The organism is uncultured Roseobacter sp. (genome assembly GCF_947491795.1).
GTDB lineage: Bacteria > Pseudomonadota > Alphaproteobacteria > Rhodobacterales > Rhodobacteraceae > Roseobacter.
On record NZ_CANLKW010000001.1, the window covers coordinates 145656 to 163670 of the forward strand.

Annotated in this window: 21 protein-coding genes; all 21 read left to right on the forward strand. The window is 61.3% G+C overall.

Going from position 1 to position 18015, the window contains the following annotated elements:
- Positions 1-31: 31 nt before the first annotated feature.
- The 21 genes from fabF (at position 32) to cysE (ending at position 17968) form a co-directional block, all read left to right on the forward strand.
- Positions 32-1291, forward strand: coding sequence for a beta-ketoacyl-ACP synthase II (fabF, locus tag Q1A34_RS00750; protein WP_300029377.1), 1260 nt, complete (start codon positions 32-34; stop codon positions 1289-1291).
- On the forward strand, positions 1291-2457 hold the full coding sequence (gene mltG, locus Q1A34_RS00755) for an endolytic transglycosylase MltG (RefSeq protein WP_300029380.1): 1167 nt from the start codon (positions 1291-1293) through the stop codon (positions 2455-2457). Before fabF ends, mltG begins: the two co-directional genes overlap by 1 nt.
- Before the next feature lie 271 nt (positions 2458-2728).
- Complete coding sequence (locus Q1A34_RS00760) at positions 2729-3073, forward strand: hypothetical protein (protein ID WP_300029382.1); 345 nt, start codon at positions 2729-2731, stop codon at positions 3071-3073.
- Positions 3074-3125: 52 nt separating this feature from the next.
- Positions 3126-4352 (forward strand): terminase family protein, encoded by a 1227-nt coding sequence (locus Q1A34_RS00765; protein WP_300032296.1) that lies wholly within the window; start codon positions 3126-3128, stop codon positions 4350-4352.
- Positions 4353-4465: 113 nt separating this feature from the next.
- Positions 4466-5644: a phage portal protein gene (locus tag Q1A34_RS00770; protein ID WP_300029385.1), complete on the forward strand. Its 1179-nt coding sequence runs from the start codon at positions 4466-4468 to the stop codon at positions 5642-5644.
- Between the two features lie 6 nt (positions 5645-5650).
- A complete protein-coding gene (locus Q1A34_RS00775; RefSeq protein ID WP_300029387.1) occupies positions 5651-5857 on the forward strand; it encodes a hypothetical protein in 207 nt (68 codons plus the stop codon).
- Between the two features lie 45 nt (positions 5858-5902).
- Positions 5903-6460: an HK97 family phage prohead protease gene (locus Q1A34_RS00780; RefSeq protein ID WP_300029390.1), complete on the forward strand. Its 558-nt coding sequence runs from the start codon at positions 5903-5905 to the stop codon at positions 6458-6460.
- Positions 6461-6525: 65 nt separating this feature from the next.
- Positions 6526-7704: a phage major capsid protein gene (locus Q1A34_RS00785; protein ID WP_300029393.1), complete on the forward strand. Its 1179-nt coding sequence runs from the start codon at positions 6526-6528 to the stop codon at positions 7702-7704.
- A gap of 163 nt (positions 7705-7867) precedes the next feature.
- Positions 7868-8467: a head-tail connector protein gene (locus Q1A34_RS00790; RefSeq protein ID WP_300029395.1), complete on the forward strand. Its 600-nt coding sequence runs from the start codon at positions 7868-7870 to the stop codon at positions 8465-8467.
- The gene (locus Q1A34_RS00795; protein WP_300029398.1) at positions 8464-8802 is read left to right on the forward strand and encodes a head-tail adaptor protein; all 339 of its coding nucleotides are present in this window, start codon (positions 8464-8466) and stop codon (positions 8800-8802) included. The genes Q1A34_RS00790 and Q1A34_RS00795 overlap by 4 nt, the downstream gene beginning before the upstream one ends.
- Entirely contained in the window at positions 8799-9209 is a 411-nt protein-coding gene (locus Q1A34_RS00800) for a DUF3168 domain-containing protein (RefSeq protein ID WP_300029401.1), read from the forward strand. Before Q1A34_RS00795 ends, Q1A34_RS00800 begins: the two co-directional genes overlap by 4 nt.
- Before the next feature lie 28 nt (positions 9210-9237).
- Entirely contained in the window at positions 9238-9651 is a 414-nt protein-coding gene (locus Q1A34_RS00805) for a phage major tail protein, TP901-1 family (protein ID WP_300029404.1), read from the forward strand.
- Between the two features lie 2 nt (positions 9652-9653).
- Positions 9654-9971: a gene transfer agent family protein gene (locus Q1A34_RS00810; protein ID WP_300029407.1), complete on the forward strand. Its 318-nt coding sequence runs from the start codon at positions 9654-9656 to the stop codon at positions 9969-9971.
- Entirely contained in the window at positions 9968-10180 is a 213-nt protein-coding gene (locus Q1A34_RS00815) for a rcc01693 family protein (protein WP_300029409.1), read from the forward strand. Before Q1A34_RS00810 ends, Q1A34_RS00815 begins: the two co-directional genes overlap by 4 nt.
- Complete coding sequence (locus Q1A34_RS00820) at positions 10170-10832, forward strand: phage tail tape measure protein (RefSeq protein WP_300029412.1); 663 nt, start codon at positions 10170-10172, stop codon at positions 10830-10832. Before Q1A34_RS00815 ends, Q1A34_RS00820 begins: the two co-directional genes overlap by 11 nt.
- A gap of 21 nt (positions 10833-10853) precedes the next feature.
- Positions 10854-11489, forward strand: a complete 636-nt coding sequence (locus tag Q1A34_RS00825) for a DUF2460 domain-containing protein (RefSeq protein ID WP_300029414.1) — start codon at positions 10854-10856, stop codon at positions 11487-11489.
- On the forward strand, positions 11486-12373 hold the full coding sequence (locus tag Q1A34_RS00830; protein ID WP_300029416.1) for a DUF2163 domain-containing protein: 888 nt from the start codon (positions 11486-11488) through the stop codon (positions 12371-12373). Before Q1A34_RS00825 ends, Q1A34_RS00830 begins: the two co-directional genes overlap by 4 nt.
- Complete coding sequence (locus Q1A34_RS00835) at positions 12370-12816, forward strand: peptidase (RefSeq protein WP_300029418.1); 447 nt, start codon at positions 12370-12372, stop codon at positions 12814-12816. The genes Q1A34_RS00830 and Q1A34_RS00835 overlap by 4 nt, the downstream gene beginning before the upstream one ends.
- The gene (locus tag Q1A34_RS00840; RefSeq protein WP_300029421.1) at positions 12816-16763 is read left to right on the forward strand and encodes a glycoside hydrolase TIM-barrel-like domain-containing protein; all 3948 of its coding nucleotides are present in this window, start codon (positions 12816-12818) and stop codon (positions 16761-16763) included. The genes Q1A34_RS00835 and Q1A34_RS00840 overlap by 1 nt, the downstream gene beginning before the upstream one ends.
- Positions 16763-17083, forward strand: a complete 321-nt coding sequence (locus tag Q1A34_RS00845; protein WP_300029424.1) for a hypothetical protein — start codon at positions 16763-16765, stop codon at positions 17081-17083. The genes Q1A34_RS00840 and Q1A34_RS00845 overlap by 1 nt, the downstream gene beginning before the upstream one ends.
- 75 nt (positions 17084-17158) lie before the next feature.
- A complete protein-coding gene (cysE, locus tag Q1A34_RS00850) occupies positions 17159-17968 on the forward strand; it encodes a serine O-acetyltransferase (RefSeq protein ID WP_300029428.1) in 810 nt (269 codons plus the stop codon).
- Positions 17969-18015: the final 47 nt, after the last annotated feature.

An 18015-nucleotide genomic window follows, 5' to 3' on the forward strand; every position in this document is an offset into this window, starting at 1 on the left:
TGGGGATCACCGAAATGAAGGGGGCAGCAAAATGCGCAGAGTAGTCATCACCGGTCTTGGCCTGGTCACACCTTTGGCTGACGGCGTCGAGGAAAGCTGGTCACGCATTCTGGACGGACAGTCCGGCGCGGGCCCCATCACAGGATTTGACCCGAGCAAACTGGTCACGCAGTACGCCTGCGAAGTACCCCTGGGCGATGGCAGCGACGGCACCTTTGATGCCGGCAAATACATGGAGCCCAAAGAGCAGCGCAAGGTGGATACCTTTATTCTCTTTGGTCTGGCGGCCGCCCAGCAGGCCGTTGAGGACGCGGGCTGGACCCCTGAGGATAAAGAAAGCCTGGAGCGTACAGGCGTGCTGATCGGCTCGGGGATCGGTGGGCTGAACTCTATCGCGAACACAGCCGTGATGATGGCCGAAAAGGGCCCGCGCCGCGTGTCGCCCTTCTTTGTGCCGGGCGCGCTGATCAACCTGATCTCGGGTCAGGTGTCGATCCGCTATGGCTTCAAAGGGCCGAACCACTCGGTTGTGACGGCCTGTTCGACCGGGGCCCATGCCATTGGCGATGCTTCGCGTCTGATCCAGCACGGCGATGCGGATGTGATGGTTGCAGGTGGGGCCGAAGCGGCGATCTGCGAGATCGGCATTGCCGGGTTCAACGCCTGTAAGGCTCTGAGCACAAAACGCGGGGATGACCCGCAGAAAGCCAGCCGCCCCTATGATGCGGACCGCGACGGATTCGTGATGGGCGAGGGCGCAGGCATTGTGGTGCTGGAAGAATACGAGCACGCCAAAGCGCGCGGCGCGAAAATCTATGCCGAAGTGCTGGGTTATGGCCTGTCCGGCGATGCCTATCACATCACAGCGCCGTCCGAGGATGGTGAGGGCGGCGAGCGTTCCATGCGCAATGCGCTGCGCAATGCCGGTGTTGAGCCCTCTGAAGTGGATTACATCAACGCACACGGCACCTCGACCATGGCCGACACCATCGAGCTGGGCGCTGTGGAGCGTCTGATGGGTGAGCACGCGGGCAAGGTAACGATGTCCTCGACCAAATCCGCCACCGGCCACCTGCTGGGTGCTGCGGGTGCGATTGAGGCGATCTTCTCGATCCTCGCGATCCGCGACCAGGTAGCACCGCCCACGATCAACCTGGACAACCCGGCGGTTGAGACACCGATTGATCTGGCGCCCAACGCCAAACGCGAACGCGAGATCAATGTGGCGCTGTCCAATTCCTTTGGCTTTGGCGGCACCAATGCGAGCGTTGTCTTTGGGAAAGTCAGCTGATGTGGCGACATATCGCTTCCAATGCGGTGACAGCGCTGATTGTGCTGCTTTTTCTCATGGGGGGCGTGATCCTCTGGGGGCAGCGGCAGTACCAGGGGCCGGGACCTCTGGCAGAGGCGGCCTGTGTTCAGGTGGACCGGGGCAGCACCATGCGCCGTGTCAGCGAACAGCTTGAGGCACAGGGGGCTGTCAGTTCGGCCCCGCTCTTTCGCATCGGTGCCGACTATGCGGACAAATCCGGCGATCTGAAAGCGGGCAGTTATCTTGTGGGGCCCGGGGCCTCCATGGCCGAGATCGTCGATGCGGTGACCCGGGGCGGTGCCAGCACCTGCGGGACTGAAGTGGTGTACCGTGTCGGTGTGAACCGCGTGAACGTGCAGCTGCGCGAGCTTGACCCGGTGTCGGGCCGGTTTGAGGAGAAAGCCGCCTTTAACCCGGCGGAAGATGACGCGCCGGAGATCTATCTGGACCGTAAGGAAAGTGCCGGAACGCGGTTCCGTGTGGCCCTGGCAGAAGGCGTCACGAGTTGGCAGGTGGTGGAAAGCCTGAAAGCGATGGATGTGCTGGAGGGCGAGGTAGCTGAGCTGCCGCCTGAGGGGGCGCTGGCACCGGACAGCTATGAAGTCCGGCCCGGCGATACCCGCGCTGAGGTCATTGAGCGCATGACCGAACAGCAGCTTGAGCGGGTCGCCGAGGTCTGGGCAGCGCGGGACGAAAACCTGCCCGTTGAGACGCCGGAAGAACTGCTGGTGCTGGCCTCGATCATCGAGAAGGAAACCGGCGTGGCCGAAGAGCGCGGCCAGGTGGCCAGTGTTTTTGTTAACCGCCTGAACCGTGGCATGCGCCTGCAGACAGACCCCACAGTGATCTATGGTGTGACCGAAGGGCGGGGCGTACTGGGCCGCGGGCTGCGCCAGAGCGAACTGCGCGCAGCGACCCCCTGGAACACCTATGTGATCGAGGGGCTGCCACCGACGCCGATTGCCAACCCGGGGCTCGCCAGCCTGGAGGCTGCGGCGCGGCCCGAAGAGACGCCCTATATCTTCTTTGTGGCGGACGGCACGGGTGGTCACGCCTTTGCGGAAACGCTGGACGAGCACAACCGCAACGTGGCCGAATGGCGCAAAATCGAGGCGGAACGCCAGCAGCAGTCCACTGGTAACTGACCTTTGGTCAACCTGAACCGCACGCAGCCCGGAAGGCCTTTAAACACAGGGGATTGCTGCTTTCCGGGGTCTTTGCTTTAGCAATTCGTTAATGGCACCGTACGGTCAAGCATTTGACCTTGCATGGTTTTTTCTTGACTCTGCGTACGGTCTTGCGTATAACTTGTGACATGCTGGAAGAAATGGGCAAACGACCCCGGGAGTGATCCCGACGGGTCGTTTTTTCGTTTTTCTCGTGCGGAGACCTACGCGCATGAGAGGTAGAACCTGAATGACTACTATGACCCCGGAGCACGTAGCGTCGCAATCTGAAGATCTTCTGAACTCCGTTATCGGATCCATCAGAGATCTGCGCAAAGAACTTGAAGACCTCAAAGAGAAGGTCCGCGCAGGTGAGGAATTTCAGACGACGCAGGGCAGCAAATCAGTGGCATCGGCGACGTCGCTGCTGAGAACCTGCCAGGAAGTGGAGAACCGCCTTGTCGAATGCCGAAGCAAAACCGCCGGTATTGCCCGCGGGGGCTATGCCCTCGACCTTGAAAAAGCACGGGCTGATATCGGGTGCAAGCTGGATCGGCTCCGCTGCACACGACGTGCAGCAGACCTTCCTGAATGAACTTGATGAGGGAGAGCTTCTGGCTCTCCCTTACCTTTTTGAGTTCTGGGCCATGCCGCACCAGCTGCCGCCCGAAGGGGACTGGCGATCCTGGGTGATCATGGGCGGACGGGGTGCGGGTAAAACGCGCGCCGGTGCTGAATGGGTCCGGTCACAGGTGGAGGGCTCAAAACCTCTCGATGAGGGGCGTGCGCGGCGCGTGGCCCTGGTGGGGGAGACCATTGATCAGGTACGCGAAGTGATGATTTTCGGCGACAGTGGCATTCTGGCCTGTTCGCCGCCCGACAGAACACCCGTCTGGGAGGCTGGCCGCAAACGGCTGGTCTGGCCGAACGGTGCCATTGCCACCGTCCATTCCGCGTTCGATCCCGAAGGATTGCGCGGACCACAGTTTGATGCGGCCTGGGTGGATGAGCTGGCCAAGTGGAAAAAGGCCGAGGACACCTGGGATATGCTGCAGTTTTCGCTGCGTCTGGGAGATCGTCCGCAGGTCTGTGTGACAACAACCCCGCGCAACGTGGGGGTTCTGAAAGAGCTGCTCAAGTCGCCCTCGACGGTTGTGACCCATGCCGCAACAGAGGCGAACGCCGCAAATCTCGCGGCCTCTTTTCTGGATGAGGTGCGGGCACGTTACGCAGGCACACGGCTGGGCCGTCAGGAACTGGACGGCGTGCTGCTGGAGGATGCCGAAGGCGCGCTCTGGACCACCGCAGGGATCGAGGCCGCCCGTGTCCGGGAGGCCCATGCGTTGGACAGGATTGTGGTGGCGCTGGATCCGTCCGTGACCGGGGGAAAAGCTTCGGACGAATGCGGGATCATTGTAGCAGGTGTTACGATGCAGGGGCCGCCGCAGAACTGGCGCGCGGTGGTTCTGGCCGATTGCACGGTGGCAGGTGCGAGCCCGGTGGGCTGGGCCAATGCCGCAATCGAGGCGATGGAGCAATACGGCGCAGACCGTCTGGTGGCCGAGGTTAACCAGGGCGGCCAGATGGTGGAGGAAGTGCTGCGCCAGGTGGATCCGCTGGTGCCTTACACGGCCGTGCATGCCAGCCGGGGCAAATCCGCCCGGGCCGAACCCATCGCGGCGCTGTATGAACAGGGGCGTGTGCGGCACATGCCCGGGCTCGGAGAGCTTGAGGATCAGATGTGCCGGATGACGGTCAAGGGATACGAGGGGCGCGGATCGCCTGACCGGGTGGATGCCCTGGTCTGGGCGCTGCACGCGCTGATGATTGAGCCGGTGGCCAAATGGCGGGCACCAAGGGTGCGTTCTCTGTAAAACCGGCGACACGAGATTTTCTGAACATCGATGCAGTGGCGGCCCGTGTGAGCGGGCTGTGAAGTCGTGCGCGCTGTCCGCGCTGCACGGGAACACTTTTGAGGAGCGACACAATGGTTTTTGACTTTCTGAAGCGAACCGGACAGGCGGAGGTGCCCGAGCAGAAGGCCAGCGCCACGGGTCCGGTTGTGGCCTGGCAGAGTTCGGGCCGCGTTGCCTGGAGCCCGCGCGATGCGGTGTCGCTGACACGGACCGGCTTTTCCGGCAACCCGGTGGGGTTCCGATCGGTCAAGCTGATTGCGGAGGCAGCGGCTGCCCTGCCGCTGGTGCTGCAGGACGCGGATCAGCGCTATGAGACACACCCGCTGATGACGCTGGTATCCCAGCCCAACCCCATGCAGGGCCGTGCCGAACTGCTTGAGGCGCTCTATGCCCAGTTGCTGCTGACCGGGAACGGTTATGTAGAGGCGGTGGCCGGCGATGCGGGCGCGCCGGTGGAGCTGCATATTCTGCGCTCTGACCGGATGAGCGTGGTGCCGGGTGCCGATGGCTGGCCTGTGGCCTATGAATATGCCGTGGGCGGGCGCAAACACCGGTTTGATGCCTCGGGAGATGTGCAGCCCGTCTGTCATATCCGCAGCTTTCATCCGCAGGATGATCACTATGGGTTCAGCCCGATGCAGGCGGCGGCCATGGCGGTGGACGTGCACAATTCTGCCAGCCGCTGGTCTAAGGCGCTGCTCGACAATGCTGCGCGCCCGTCGGGTGCGATTGTTTACAAGGGCGCCGAGGGGCAGGGCGCGATGGGAAATGACCAGTATGAACGGCTGGTCTCGGAGATGGAGAGCCATCATCAGGGCGCGCGCAATGCGGGCCGCCCGATGCTGCTGGAAGGCGGGCTCGACTGGAAACCGATGGGGTTCTCGCCCTCGGACATGGAATTCCAGAAGACAAAGGAATCCGCAGCACGCGAAATCGCGCTGGCCTTTGGAGTGCCGCCGATGCTGCTGGGGATACAGGGGGATGCCACCTATGCCAATTACCAGGAAGCGCACCGTGCATTCTATCGCCTGACGGTTCTGCCGCTGGCGACCCGGGTGACGGCCACGCTGGCACACTGGATCGCGGGCTATACCGGCGAGCCGCTGATCCTCAAACCCGATCTGGACCAGGTGCCTGCGCTGGCCGCTGAGCGGGATGCTCAGTGGAGCCGTGTCGCGGGGGCAGATTTTCTGACCCAGGCCGAAAAACGCGCATTGCTGGGTCTGCCTGCCATCAGCGCAGAGGAGTGATCCGTTATGGACAAATTTGAGTGCGCACCCGGGCTGCGCCTGCAGGCGCATGAGCGCGTGTCGGAGATCCAGCACGCGAACCTGGCCCGCCGCCTGGACCGGATCGAAGAAATGATGGAGCGGCTGGAAAAGCGGCTCTGGCTGACCGTTTACGGGATTGTGGCGATGATTCTGGGGCAGGGACTGCAATCGCTGCTGGCCGCTGCACCCTGATGGTGCCTGCGGTGAAATCTCATCTGACATTCAAGGAGACAGGTCATGGAATATGACACAGGGCTCGAACACAAGTTTGCGCGGTTCGGCGATGCCGTCGCGGTGCAGGACGGCCATATTATCAGCGGTTATGCCAGCCTTTTCGGCGCAGTGGATCAGGGCAATGACGTGGTCGCACCCGGGGCCTACAAGGCGTCGCTGGCCACGCTGTCCGCAGGGGGGCGCACGGTCAAAATGCTCTGGCAGCATGATCCCGCGCAGCCCATTGGTATCTGGGACGAGGTCCGCGAGGACGCAAAGGGCCTTTGGGTCAGCGGACGGCTGCTGGACAGCGTCGAGAAGGGGCGCGAGGCCCGCGCGCTGATCGAAGCAGGCGCCATCGATGGTCTGTCCATCGGGTACCGCACCCGCAAAGCCACAAAGAATTCCGGAGGCCAGCGCCTCCTGACCGAACTGGAGCTGTGGGAGGTGTCGCTTGTGACCTTCCCGATGCTGCCCAGTGCGCGCGTTGCCGCCAAATCGGATGAGACCGGTCTGGACGCATCGTTGCGTGACATGGCCGCCGCCTTTGAAGGTGCGCGCGCTGATCTGGCGCGCCGCTGACGCGCACCTGTTGTAAGGGCCACGCCCCGTGCGTGGCCGCAAACACCACATTGAGGAAACTGCGAATGAGCAAGACCGAAGCAAAGGCGGCGGGTGGGACGGGTTTGTCCCCCGCTGAGGACGTCAGACAGGCCGTAACCGGCTTTGTGACTGATTTCAAGACCTTCCAAGACGAAATTGAATCCAAACTTCAACAAACAGAAGAGCGATTGATCATGCTGGACCGTAAAACACACACTCCCCAACGCACACCTCTCGGAGGTGCTGTTGATGCCGGCGCGCCGCATCAGAAGGCCTTTAACGACTACCTGCGCTCAGGTGATGACGATGGGCTGCGGGGCCTGGAGATGGATGTGAAATCCATGTCTACAGCCCTCAATTCGGATGGCGGTTTCCTGGTGGATCCGCAGACCTCCGAGACGGTGAAATCGGTGCTGAAATCCAACGCATCCATCCGTTCCGTGGCCTCGGTCGTCAATGTCGAGGCGACCTCTTATGACGTGCTGGTCGATCATACCGACCTTGGCGCGGGCTGGGCGACAGAGACCGCGGACACCACGGAAACTGGTACGCCGCAGTTTGATCGCGTGGTCATTCCGCTGCATGAGCTGAGCGCGCTGCCCAAAGCGTCCCAGCGCCTGCTGGATGACGTTGCCTTCGACATCGAAAGCTGGCTGGCCGAGCGCATTGCGGATAAGTTCGCCCGCGCTGAGGCAGCGGCTTTTGTAAATGGTGACGGTGTCGACAAGCCGCGTGGCTTTCTGAACCACACCAGTGTGGACAACGATATCTGGACCTGGGGCAACATCGGTTATGTGCCAACGGGCGCAGATGCCAGTGTCACCGCCGATGCGATCATTGATCTGGTCTATGCGCTGGGCGCCCGGTACCGGGCCAATGCGACCTTTGTGATGAACTCCAAGACGGCAGGTCTGATCCGCAAACTCAAGGACAATGATGGTCGTTTCCTCTGGGCGGACGGGCTGTCTGCCAGTGAGCCTGCACGCCTGCTGGGCTATCCCGTTCTGATCGCCGAGGACATGCCGGATGCTGCAACGGGTGCGGATGCCATCGCCTTTGGTGACTTTTCCGCCGGATACACCATCGCCGAACGTCCTGATCTGCGGGTTCTGCGCGATCCCTTCAGTGCAAAACCCAATGTTCTCTTTTACGCCACGAAACGCGTGGGCGGCGATGTGAGCGACTTTGCCGCGATCAAGCTGCTGAAATTCGCCACCTCCTGAACAGTTGAGTGACGATACCGGCGCGCGGACTTTGGTCCGGGCACCGGGCCGGGTGCGTACCGGCAGGTCCCGTGTTGTCTAGCTGCTCCCCTCCGACCGAGCAACACGGATTGGTATGCACCCGGTTTCTGAGGCGGGGGAGCAGGAAATTTGGAGAATTTCGATGATGTTGATCGAAGAGACGACAGTGCCTGATGGCACACTGCCGGTCGAAGACTTCAAGGCGCATCTGCGACTGGGTACGGGCTTCGGTCAGGACACCGCGCAGGACGAGGTGCTGGCCGGTTTCCTGCGGGCTGCAATCGGAGCGGTTGAGGCACGGACCGGCAAGGTTCTTATCACCCGCAGTTTTGGCTGGAGCCTGTCTTCGTGGCGGAACCATGATGCGCAGGGCCTGCCACTGGCACCGGTAATGGCCATTAACGGCGTGACAATTGTAGCCAGAGACGGGAGCGAGACAATTGCACCGTCCGAGACCTATTGGCTTGAGCGCGACAGCCAGCGCCCCCGGTTGCGGGCCACAGGCAGCTCGCTGCCTGCGATCCCGGAGAACGGCTCGGTGACGATCCGGTTTGAAGCGGGTTTCGGCCCGGTCTGGGAGGTCGTGCCGCCGGATCTGCGTCAGGCCGTCATGCTGCTGGCGGCGCACTACTATGAATACCGCAACGAAACATCGCTCAGCGACGGTTGCATGCCCTTTGGTGTGACAAGTCTGATTGAGCGTTACCGCATCATGCGGATCGGTGCCGGAGGTCTGCGATGAGCACGCCGCGACTGAACCGACGCCTTGAGCTTGATGAGCCTCTGCGCGTGCCCGACGGGGCGGGCGGCTATGTAACCCAGTGGCAGGTGCTGGGCACACTCTGGGCTCAGGTCACCGCCCGCACGGGGCGGGAAACGGCCCAGTCCGGCGCGCCGATTTCGGCCATGAGTTACCGGATCATTGTGCGCGGTGCGCCGTTCGGGACGCCGGAACGTCCACGCCCGGAACAGCGGTTTCGGGATGGCCAGCGCCTTTTCGTCATCCAGGCGGTGGCCGAGGAAGACCCGGATGGCCGTTACATCACCTGCTTTGCAACCGAGGAGACAGCGGTATGAGCTACGCCATGTCGGGCGCGCTGCAGGCCGCCATTTACGACGCGCTCACAACTGACGCGGCTCTTGCCGCGCTGGTGGGTTCGGACATTTATGATGCGGTGCCTGCAGGCAACGTGCCGGAAACCTGGGTCAGCCTGGGGCGCGAGCGTGTTCGCGACGCATCCGACCAGACCGGAGCCGGCGCGCTGCATACGGTCGAGATTTCCATCATAACAACGCAGCCGGGATTTGCCGGCGCAAAAGCTGTCGCCGGTGCTGTGTCAGATGTGCTGCATGACGCGGATCTGACCCTGTCACGCGGCCATCTTGTTTTCCTGCGGTTTGAGCGCGCGCAGGCGCGGAAAATCGACAACAACGCCGGGCGCGAGATTTTGCTGCGGTTCCGCGCACGCGTCGCGGACGCATAACCTTTCAAAACATACGAGGAGAGAACCCATGGGGGCTCAGAACGGAAAAGACCTGCTTATCAAGGTCGACATGGACAATGCAGGTCTGTTTACCACGCTGGCGGGACTGCGCGCGACACGCGTGAGTTTCAATGCGGAAACCATTGACGTCACAAGCCTGGAAAGTCAGGGCGGCTGGCGGGAGCTTTTGTCGGGCGCAGGTGTGCGGTCGGTCTCCATCAGCGGCTCCGGTGTCTTTCGCGACGCTGCGACAGACGAACGTGCACGCCAGTTGTTTTTTGATGGTGAAGCCCCCGCGTTTCAGGTGGTTATTCCGGATTTTGGCATCGTTGAGGGGCCGTTTCAGGTTACGTCGATCGAATACGGCGGCAGCCACAACGGTGAAGCGACATATGAGTTGTCGCTGGCCAGTGCCGGCACACTCTCCTTTACGACAATCTGATCATGGCAAATCCCTGGAGGGGTGATGTGGCCCTGATGATCAACGGCCAGCCACAGACCATGCGGTTGACCCTGGGTGCGCTCGCGGAGCTGGAAGACAACCTTGAAGCGGGTTCGCTTGTTGAGCTCGTACAGCGGTTTGAGAGCAGTCAGTTCACCAGTCGGGATGTTCTGGCTTTGCTGGCCGCCGGGCTGGCAGGTGGCCGGTGTGATCTGCCTGCGGATGAATTGGAGCACGCGCAGATCGAAGGCGGACCGATGGCCGCTGCGCGCGCGGCAGCAGAGTTGCTGGCGCGGGCTTTTGTGGTGCCCGGCGCATGAGCCAAGGGCTCGACTGGCCCGCACTGTTGCGTGCAGGCGTGCGCGGGCTTGGCCTGAGACCAGAGGAATTCTGGCAGCTGACACCGGCAGAGCTGCAACTGCTGCTGGGCGATCCCGGATCTTCCGGCCCGTTGCTGAGCAGTGGGCTTGAGGCACTGATGGATGCCTGGCCGGACGAACAGAAAAAGGACGTGAACGATGACGGATGAACGTGGCTTTGATGATCTGGAAGCCCGCGCGGACGGATTGAACGAAACGCTGGGTCAGACCAGTTCGCTGATGTACGGCTTTGATGCAGAGCTGCAGCGCATGAAAGCTTCGCTGCAGGCAACGGGACGGGATGTTGCCATCCTCGAACGCAGCCTGAGCCGGGGTCTGAAAAGTGCCTTTGATGGTGTGATTTTCGACGGCATGAACCTGTCGGATGCGCTGAACACGGTTGCAAACAGCATGATCAATGCGACCTACAACGCGGCGATCAAGCCGGTCACAAATCAACTGGGAGGCCTGCTGGCCAGCGGCGTTGGCGGCCTGGTGGACAATATTCTGCCTTTCGCTGACGGTGCGCCGTTCAGTCAGGGACGTGTCATGCCCTTTGCCACAGGGGGTATCGTCAGTGGCGCAACACCCTTTGGGATGCGTGGTGGCATGGGGGTGATGGGCGAGGCCGGCCCGGAGGCCATCATGCCGCTTGCGCGGGGGCCTGACGGCAAGCTGGGTGTGCGGGGCGCTGCCGGGGGCGGTGGCAACACCATCGTTATGAACATCAGCACACCGGATGTGCAGGGTTTTCAGCGCAGCCAGGGGCAGATCGCTGCCCAGATGACCCGCGCGCTCAGCCGTGGGCAACGCAACCGATAATTCAAAGAGGGGAGCAGACCCATGCAGTTTCATGAAGTCAGATTTCCGGTCACGCTTAGCTTTGGTTCCGTCGGTGGTCCGGAGCGGCGTACCGACGTGGTCACCATCAGCAACGGGTTCGAGGAGCGCAACGCGCCCTGGGCACATTCGCGCAGGCGCTACGATGCGGGTGTGGGAATGCGGTCGCTTGATGATGTCGAGACCATGATTGCCTTTTTCGAGGCGCGTTTCGGACAGCTCTACGGGTTTCGCTGGAAAGACTGGTCCGATTACCGGTCCCGCAAACCGTCTGAGACTATCACGGCGATGGATCAGGAGATTGGCACGGGCGATGGTGCGGCAACTGATTTTGCTCTCGCAAAAACATACCGTTCCGGCGCGCACAGCTACACGCGGCCCATCGTGAAACCGGTTGCCGGAACAGTCAGAGTGGCGGTCGCGGGCGTCGGGCTCACCGAAGGAACAGATTTTACGGTTGATGCAACAACAGGAACGGTCACCTGCACCACGGCACCGGCGGTTGGAGATACGGTGACTGCAGGGTTTGAATTTGATGTGCCTGTCCGTTTTGACACGGACAGCATTCTGACAAGTGTGGCGAGTTTTCAGGCCGGAGAAGTGCCCAACGTACCCATTGTGGAGGTACGGATCCGATGAGCGCTGTGGATGCAGGACTTCTGACCCATCTGAAAACCGGGCTGACGACCATTGCTCATGCCTGGGCGATTACACGCACAGACGGCGTGGTGATGGGCTTTACAGATCATGACCGCGCGTTGTCTTTTGACGGAATTACGTTTCGGGCCGACACCGGCATGAGCGCGATGACGCTTGCTCAGTCCACGGGCCTGTCTGTGGACAACACGGAGGCATTGGGCGCGCTGAGCGATCTGTCCATTCGTGAAGATGAGATCGAACAGGGACGGTTCGATGATGCATCCGTGCAGGCGTGGATTGTGAACTGGCAGGACGTCAGTCAGCGCTGGATGCAGTTTCGCGGAACGATCGGCGAGTTCCGGCGCGCAGACGGTGGGTTTCAGGCCGAGTTGCGCGGGCTGACAGAAACGCTCAACCGTCCTTTTGGGCGGGTCTACCAGAAACCCTGTTCGGCGGTGCTGGGCGATCCCGCCTGCGGCTTTGATCTGAGCAGTCCCGGTTTCTCGCTCGACATTCCGCTGGACGTCGTCAGTGGTTCCCGGGTGTTCCGCTGGCAGGATCTGGATGCTTTTTCAGATGGCTGGTTTGCCCGAGGGCGTTTTGAGGTGCTGGAGGGGCCTGCGGCTGGTCTGAAAGGTCAGATCAAACAGGACCGGACAGAGGACGGCACGCGCACTGTAGAATTGTGGGAACCCGTGCGGGCCACGCTGACGCCCGGCACAATGGTCCGGCTGACGGCCGGTTGCGACAAGCGCAGCGAGACCTGCCGTCTGAAGTTCCTCAACCTTGCGAATTTCCAGGGGTTTCCCGATGTGCCGGGCGAGGACTGGGTTCTCGCTGTGCCAAAATCCACAGGTGCCAATACAGGAGGGAGCCTGCGATGAGCGGATTCCGAGATCAGATACTCTCTGAGGCACGCAGCTGGATTGGAACGCCCTATGTGCATCAGTCATCGGTGAAGGGTGCAGGTACAGATTGTCTGGGGCTGCTGCGCGGTGTCTGGCGGGCGCATTACGGTGAAGAGCCGGAAAAGGTTCCCCCCTATACGCTGGACTGGTCGGAAGTGCGTCAGGATGAGCAGCTCTGGTCTGCGGCTCAGCGTCACCTGGTCGCCAAACCGCTCAGATCAGAGGCCCCGGGCGATGTCCTGCTGTTCCGGATGCGTGCCGGCGCTGTCGCAAAACATCTTGGCATCGTAGGGCGTACGGGAAGTGACGCGAGTTTTATACATGCCTATTCCCGCTTCGGGGTGATGGAAAGTGCCCTGAGCCGTCCCTGGCGCAGGCGTGTCGTCGCCCGGTTTGAATTTCCTGAGGAGGCTCGCTGATGGCGACGATTGTACTTTCTGCAGCAGGCTCTGCGCTGGGCGCGTCTCTCGGGGGAACGGTCGCCGGGCTGTCGACGGCGGTGATCGGGCGGGCCGTTGGTGCCACGCTCGGCAGGGTTATTGACCAGAAACTGATCGGGCAGGGCTCTGATGCCATCGAAACAGGGCGCGTGGACCGTTTCCGCCTGTTCAGCGCCAGTGAGGGCGAGCCCCTGAGCCAGGTTTATGGCCGAATGCGGCTGGGTGGCCAGGTTATCTGGGCGTCAGACTTTACAGAGATTGTCAGCGTTTCAGGTGGTGGAGGAGGTGGCAAGGGTGTGGGTGGAACGCCGCCGCAGCCGAAAACCCGCAGCTACAGCTATACGGTCAACCTGGCGGTTGCCATCTGCGAGGGGGAGATCACCCGCGTCGGTCGCATCTGGGCCGACGGTGAAGAAATAGCACCTGATGACCTGAACCTGCGGGTCTATAAGGGCGGCGCAGATCAGTTGCCGGACCCGGTAATGGAAGCCATTGAGGGAACCGGAATGGTGCCGGCCTATCGCGGCACAGCCTATGTTGTGTTTGAGAACCTCAGCCTTGAGCGGTTTGGAAACAGGGTCCCGCAGTTTTCTTTTGAAGTGTCCCGCCCGGAACAGACACAAGAAGCCGATGCTGCCTTTGCGCTGACCCACGGAATACGGTCGGTGGCGCTGATGCCTGGTACAGGCGAGTACGCTCTGGCGACATCTCCGGTCTACATTTCCAATGGTCCGGGCAGCCGGTGGACAGCAAACGTGAATACGCCGGCGGAAAAAGCGGATTTCTGCGTTTCACTGGAGACGCTGACCGAAGAGCTGCCAAACTGTGAGGCGGCTTCACTGATCGTTTCGTGGTTTGGCAATGATCTGCGGTGCGGTGCGTGTTCCATCCGCCCAAAGGTTGAGAAAAAACAGTATGACGGGCAGAATATGCCCTGGAGTGTTGCAGGTCTGAACCGCAGTTCAGCGCAGTCGATGGTTCTGGATGAGGATGGGCGCCCGATTTACGGCGGCACGCCTGCGGACGCCTCTGTGATACAGGCTATTCAGGCGATGCATGCTGCCGGAAAACAGGTGATGTTTTACCCGTTTATCCTGATGGATCAGATCGCCACCAACACACTGTCTGATCCCTACAACCCCGGCGGTTTTCAGCCGCGCCTGCCCTGGCGGGGGCGCATAACGCTTTCAGTGGCGCCGGGCGTTGACGGCTCGCCGGACGGAACGGGTGCGGCTGCAGATGAGGTCAATGCCTTTTTCGGTACAGTACAGGCATCTGATTTTACAGTGTCGGGCGGCAAGGTCACTTATACCGGGCCAGACGAATGGTCGCTGTCGCGCTTTGTGCTGCACTATGCTGCCCTGTGCAAAGCTGCGGGTGGTGTAGAGGCTTTCTGCGTCGGATCAGAGTTGCGGGGTCTGACATGGATCCGCGGGGCCGGAAACGCTTTTGTGGCCGTCGAACGTCTTCGGCAACTGGCAGGACAGGTGCGCGCGATTGTCGGACCGGACACAAAGCTGAGCTATGCCGCAGACTGGTCTGAGTATTTCGGATATCAGCCTCAGGATGGCAGCAACGACCGCTATTTCCATCTCGATCCGCTCTGGGCAGACCCGGAGATCGATTTCATCGGGATCGACAATTACATGCCTCTGTCGGATTGGCGGGAGGGCGAGGACCACCTCGATGCGGGGGCTGGCACAGTCTATGATCTGGACTATCTGCGCGGCAATATCGCAGGTGGCGAGGGCTATGACTGGTTTTATGCCTCCGATGCTGACCGCAGGGACCAGATACGCACTCCCATCGAGGACGGAGCACATGGTGAGCCGTGGATATACCGGTACAAGGATCTGCGTAACTGGTGGGAAAACCAGCACTATGAACGGGTCGGGGGCGTGCGCTCGGCAGTGCCGACGACATGGGCTCCGGGCTCCAAACCGTTCTGGTTTACCGAATACGGCTGCGCTGCCGTAGACAAGGGTACAAACCAGCCCAACAAATTTCTTGATCCGAAATCCTCGGAAAGCAGTCTGCCGCACTATTCAAACGGCGGGCGCGATGACCTGATGCAGATGCAGTATCTGCGCGCGATGATATCGTTCTGGGATGATCCGCTGAACAACCCTTCCGCTGCGGCCTACGCCGGTCGGATGGTCAATATGGACCGGGCATTCGTCTGGGCCTGGGATGCACGGCCCTATCCCTACTTTCCAAATAACCCTGATCAGTGGAGCGATGCGGCCAACTATGCCCGCGGGCACTGGGTCAGCGGGCGGACGTCGGCGCGCGCGCTGGCCTCTGTTGTGGAAGAGGTCTGCACGCGTTCTGGTCTGACAGATTTTGACACAAGCGACCTGCACGGTGCCGTGCGCGGGTACATGGTGAACGAAGTGGGGGATGCCCGGAAGACATTGCAGCCTCTGATGCTGAGATACGGTTTTGATGCCGTGGAGCGTGATGGCCAGTTGGTGTTCCGCATGCGCAATGGCCGGAACGCTGTGCCACTGGACCGTTCCGACGTCGCGGTGAGCACGGAACTGGACGGTGCGGTGGAGCAGACGCGCTCGCCCGAGGCGGAAATGGCGGGTCGTGTGCGTCTGCGTTTTGTTCAGGCAGATGCGGCATTCGAGGTTTTGTCAGAGGAAGCCGTGCTGGAAGATGAAAAGACACACACGGTGTCCACGTCAGAAATCCCCATCGCTCTGACACGCACCGAAGGGCGACAGACTGCCGAGCGCTGGCTGACGGAAGCGCGGGTCGCCAGAGAAGCCATTCGATTTGCTCTGCCACCCTCCTGCCTTGGCCTTGGTGCGGGGGATGTTGTTTCGCTGAGCGGGGTTCAGAACGCGGGTGATGCGCTGTACCGTATTGACCGGGTGGAGCAGGGCGCGCTGCAGATCGCTGAAGCCGTCCGCATAGAACCAGACGTATATCAACCGGCGGAAATGACCGATGAAACAGTGCGCCCGCGATCTTTTGTGCCGCCGGTACCTGTTCTGCCGCTCTTTATGGATCTGCCGTTGATGACAGGCGATGAAGTTCCGCACGCGCCGCACCTGGCCGTTACCGCACAGCCCTGGCCCGGTACAGTTTCTGTGTACCGGTCACCGGGAGACGCGGACTTCCGGCTGGTGGATGTCGTTTCGGCCCGCTCGGTCATCGGCCAGACGGAATCGCCCATGGCCGCCGCAGGATCAGGGCGGTTTGATGATGGCCCGCCGCTGCGCGTGAAACTGACGACCGGTGCGCTGAGCTCGGTACAGGAGGCCGCTTTGCTGAGCGGTGCGAACCTGGCTGCCATTGGTGACGGGACGCCTGGCAACTGGGAGGTTTTTCAGTTCGGCACAGCGCAGCTCTTAGACCAGGATACCTGGGAGCTGGGTCACCGGCTGCGGGGACAGCTGGGTACCGATGGTATTATGCCCGCAGTCTGGCCGGAGCAGTCCTGGTTTGTTCTGCTGAATGGCTTTCCCGCACAGATGGATCTGAGCAGGAACCTGCGGCGCGTGTCGCAGACCTGGCGGATTGGCGCTGCGCGACGCCCGGTGGATGACCCGTCGTATGCAGAGCAGTCGGTGGCCTTTGACGGGATCGGGCTTCGGCCCTATGCGCCCGTGCATCTCACGAAGTCTGCCACTGGCGATGGCGGCATCACTTTCAACTGGATCAGGCGAACACGTCTGGACGGTGACAGCTGGGACAGCCCCGAAGTGCCATTAGCGGAAGAGGCAGAGACCTATCTGGTGCGGGTAATCAAAGATGGAAACCCGGTACGCGAGCAGACGACAACGGCTGCGTCCTGGACCTATGATGCAGCCGCACAGATTTCGGACGGGATCAGTCCTCCCTTCGTTGTCGGGGTGGCACAGGTTTCTGCCGTGTTCGGTCCGGGACCGGCCACCACAACGGCGGTAAACTCCTGATGCGTGATCTTATGCTCTCAGACCTTGTTTCAGCGGCCAGAGTGTTGCGTGCAGCACCCGGACGGGACCGCAATGCCTTGTGCCAGCGGCTTATCACGCAGGCACATTATGCGGATGTCTTTTACAAAAAGCTTGGATATCCGCATCCGCGCTGGGGCAACGGGGCTCTCGGGGCGGCGGCGCGCGGCCATGCAACGCCGCGCGGTCACGATCTGTCCGACCCGGAGTTCTGCGACTGTCTGAGCGTTGTCCTCGCCGGGATCAGCGCCTTCCGCAAAGGGGACTGGTCAGCACAGCAGCGGGACATATCTCGGGTCTGAATGGGTCACATCACGGCTTTGCGTTTGGTTTTCTGCGTCCAGGTGTTTAAATGGATGCACGAAAGGATGAATACCATGGCTGAACTCAAAGCAAAAATTGCCGCAGTCGATCCCGTCTGGGATCAGATCTGCGAAGAAGCGCGGCAGGCCGCGCTGGATGAACCTTTGATGGGCGGGTTTCTGCACGCCTGTATTCTCCATCACAAGAGCATCGAAAAAGCGCTCTCGTACCGCATCGCGGCCAAACTGGCGTCCAACGAGATGTCGATGGTTGTCGTGCGGGAAATGGTCGAGGAGGCATATGCCTCTGACCCCGAGCTTGTGCGGGCGGCGCGGGCTGACCTGGTTGCGATCTACGAGCGCGACCCGGCCTGCCACCGGCTTTTGCAGCCGATACTGTACTTCAAGGGCTATCAGGCGATGCAGGCCTACCGTGTCGGCCACCACCTCTGGAGGCAGGGTAAGCGGGACCTCGCCTATTTTGTACAGATGCGCGTATCCGAGATTTTCGGCGTCGACATCCACCCGGCTGCCCGTATCGGGCGTGGCATTATGATCGACCATGCACATTCCATCGTGATCGGTGAAACAGCTGTCGTTGGGGACAACGTGTCGATGCTGCATTCGGTCACGCTGGGCGGGACGGGCAAAGAAGAAGAGGACCGTCACCCCAAGATCGGTGATGGTGTTCTGATCGGTGCCGGTGCCAAGGTGCTGGGCAATATCAGTGTTGGCAACTGCAGCCGGATTGCAGCGGGTTCTGTTGTACTGGAAGAAGTTCCGCCCTGCAAAACAGTGGCCGGTATCCCCGCACGGATCGTAGGCGAGGCGGGCTGTGACCAGCCGTCGGTGTCCATGAACCACATGCTGGGGCCTGACGCCTGACGCAGACCCCTTTGCAAAAACGTAATTGACGGCCCCGGTTTCCGGGG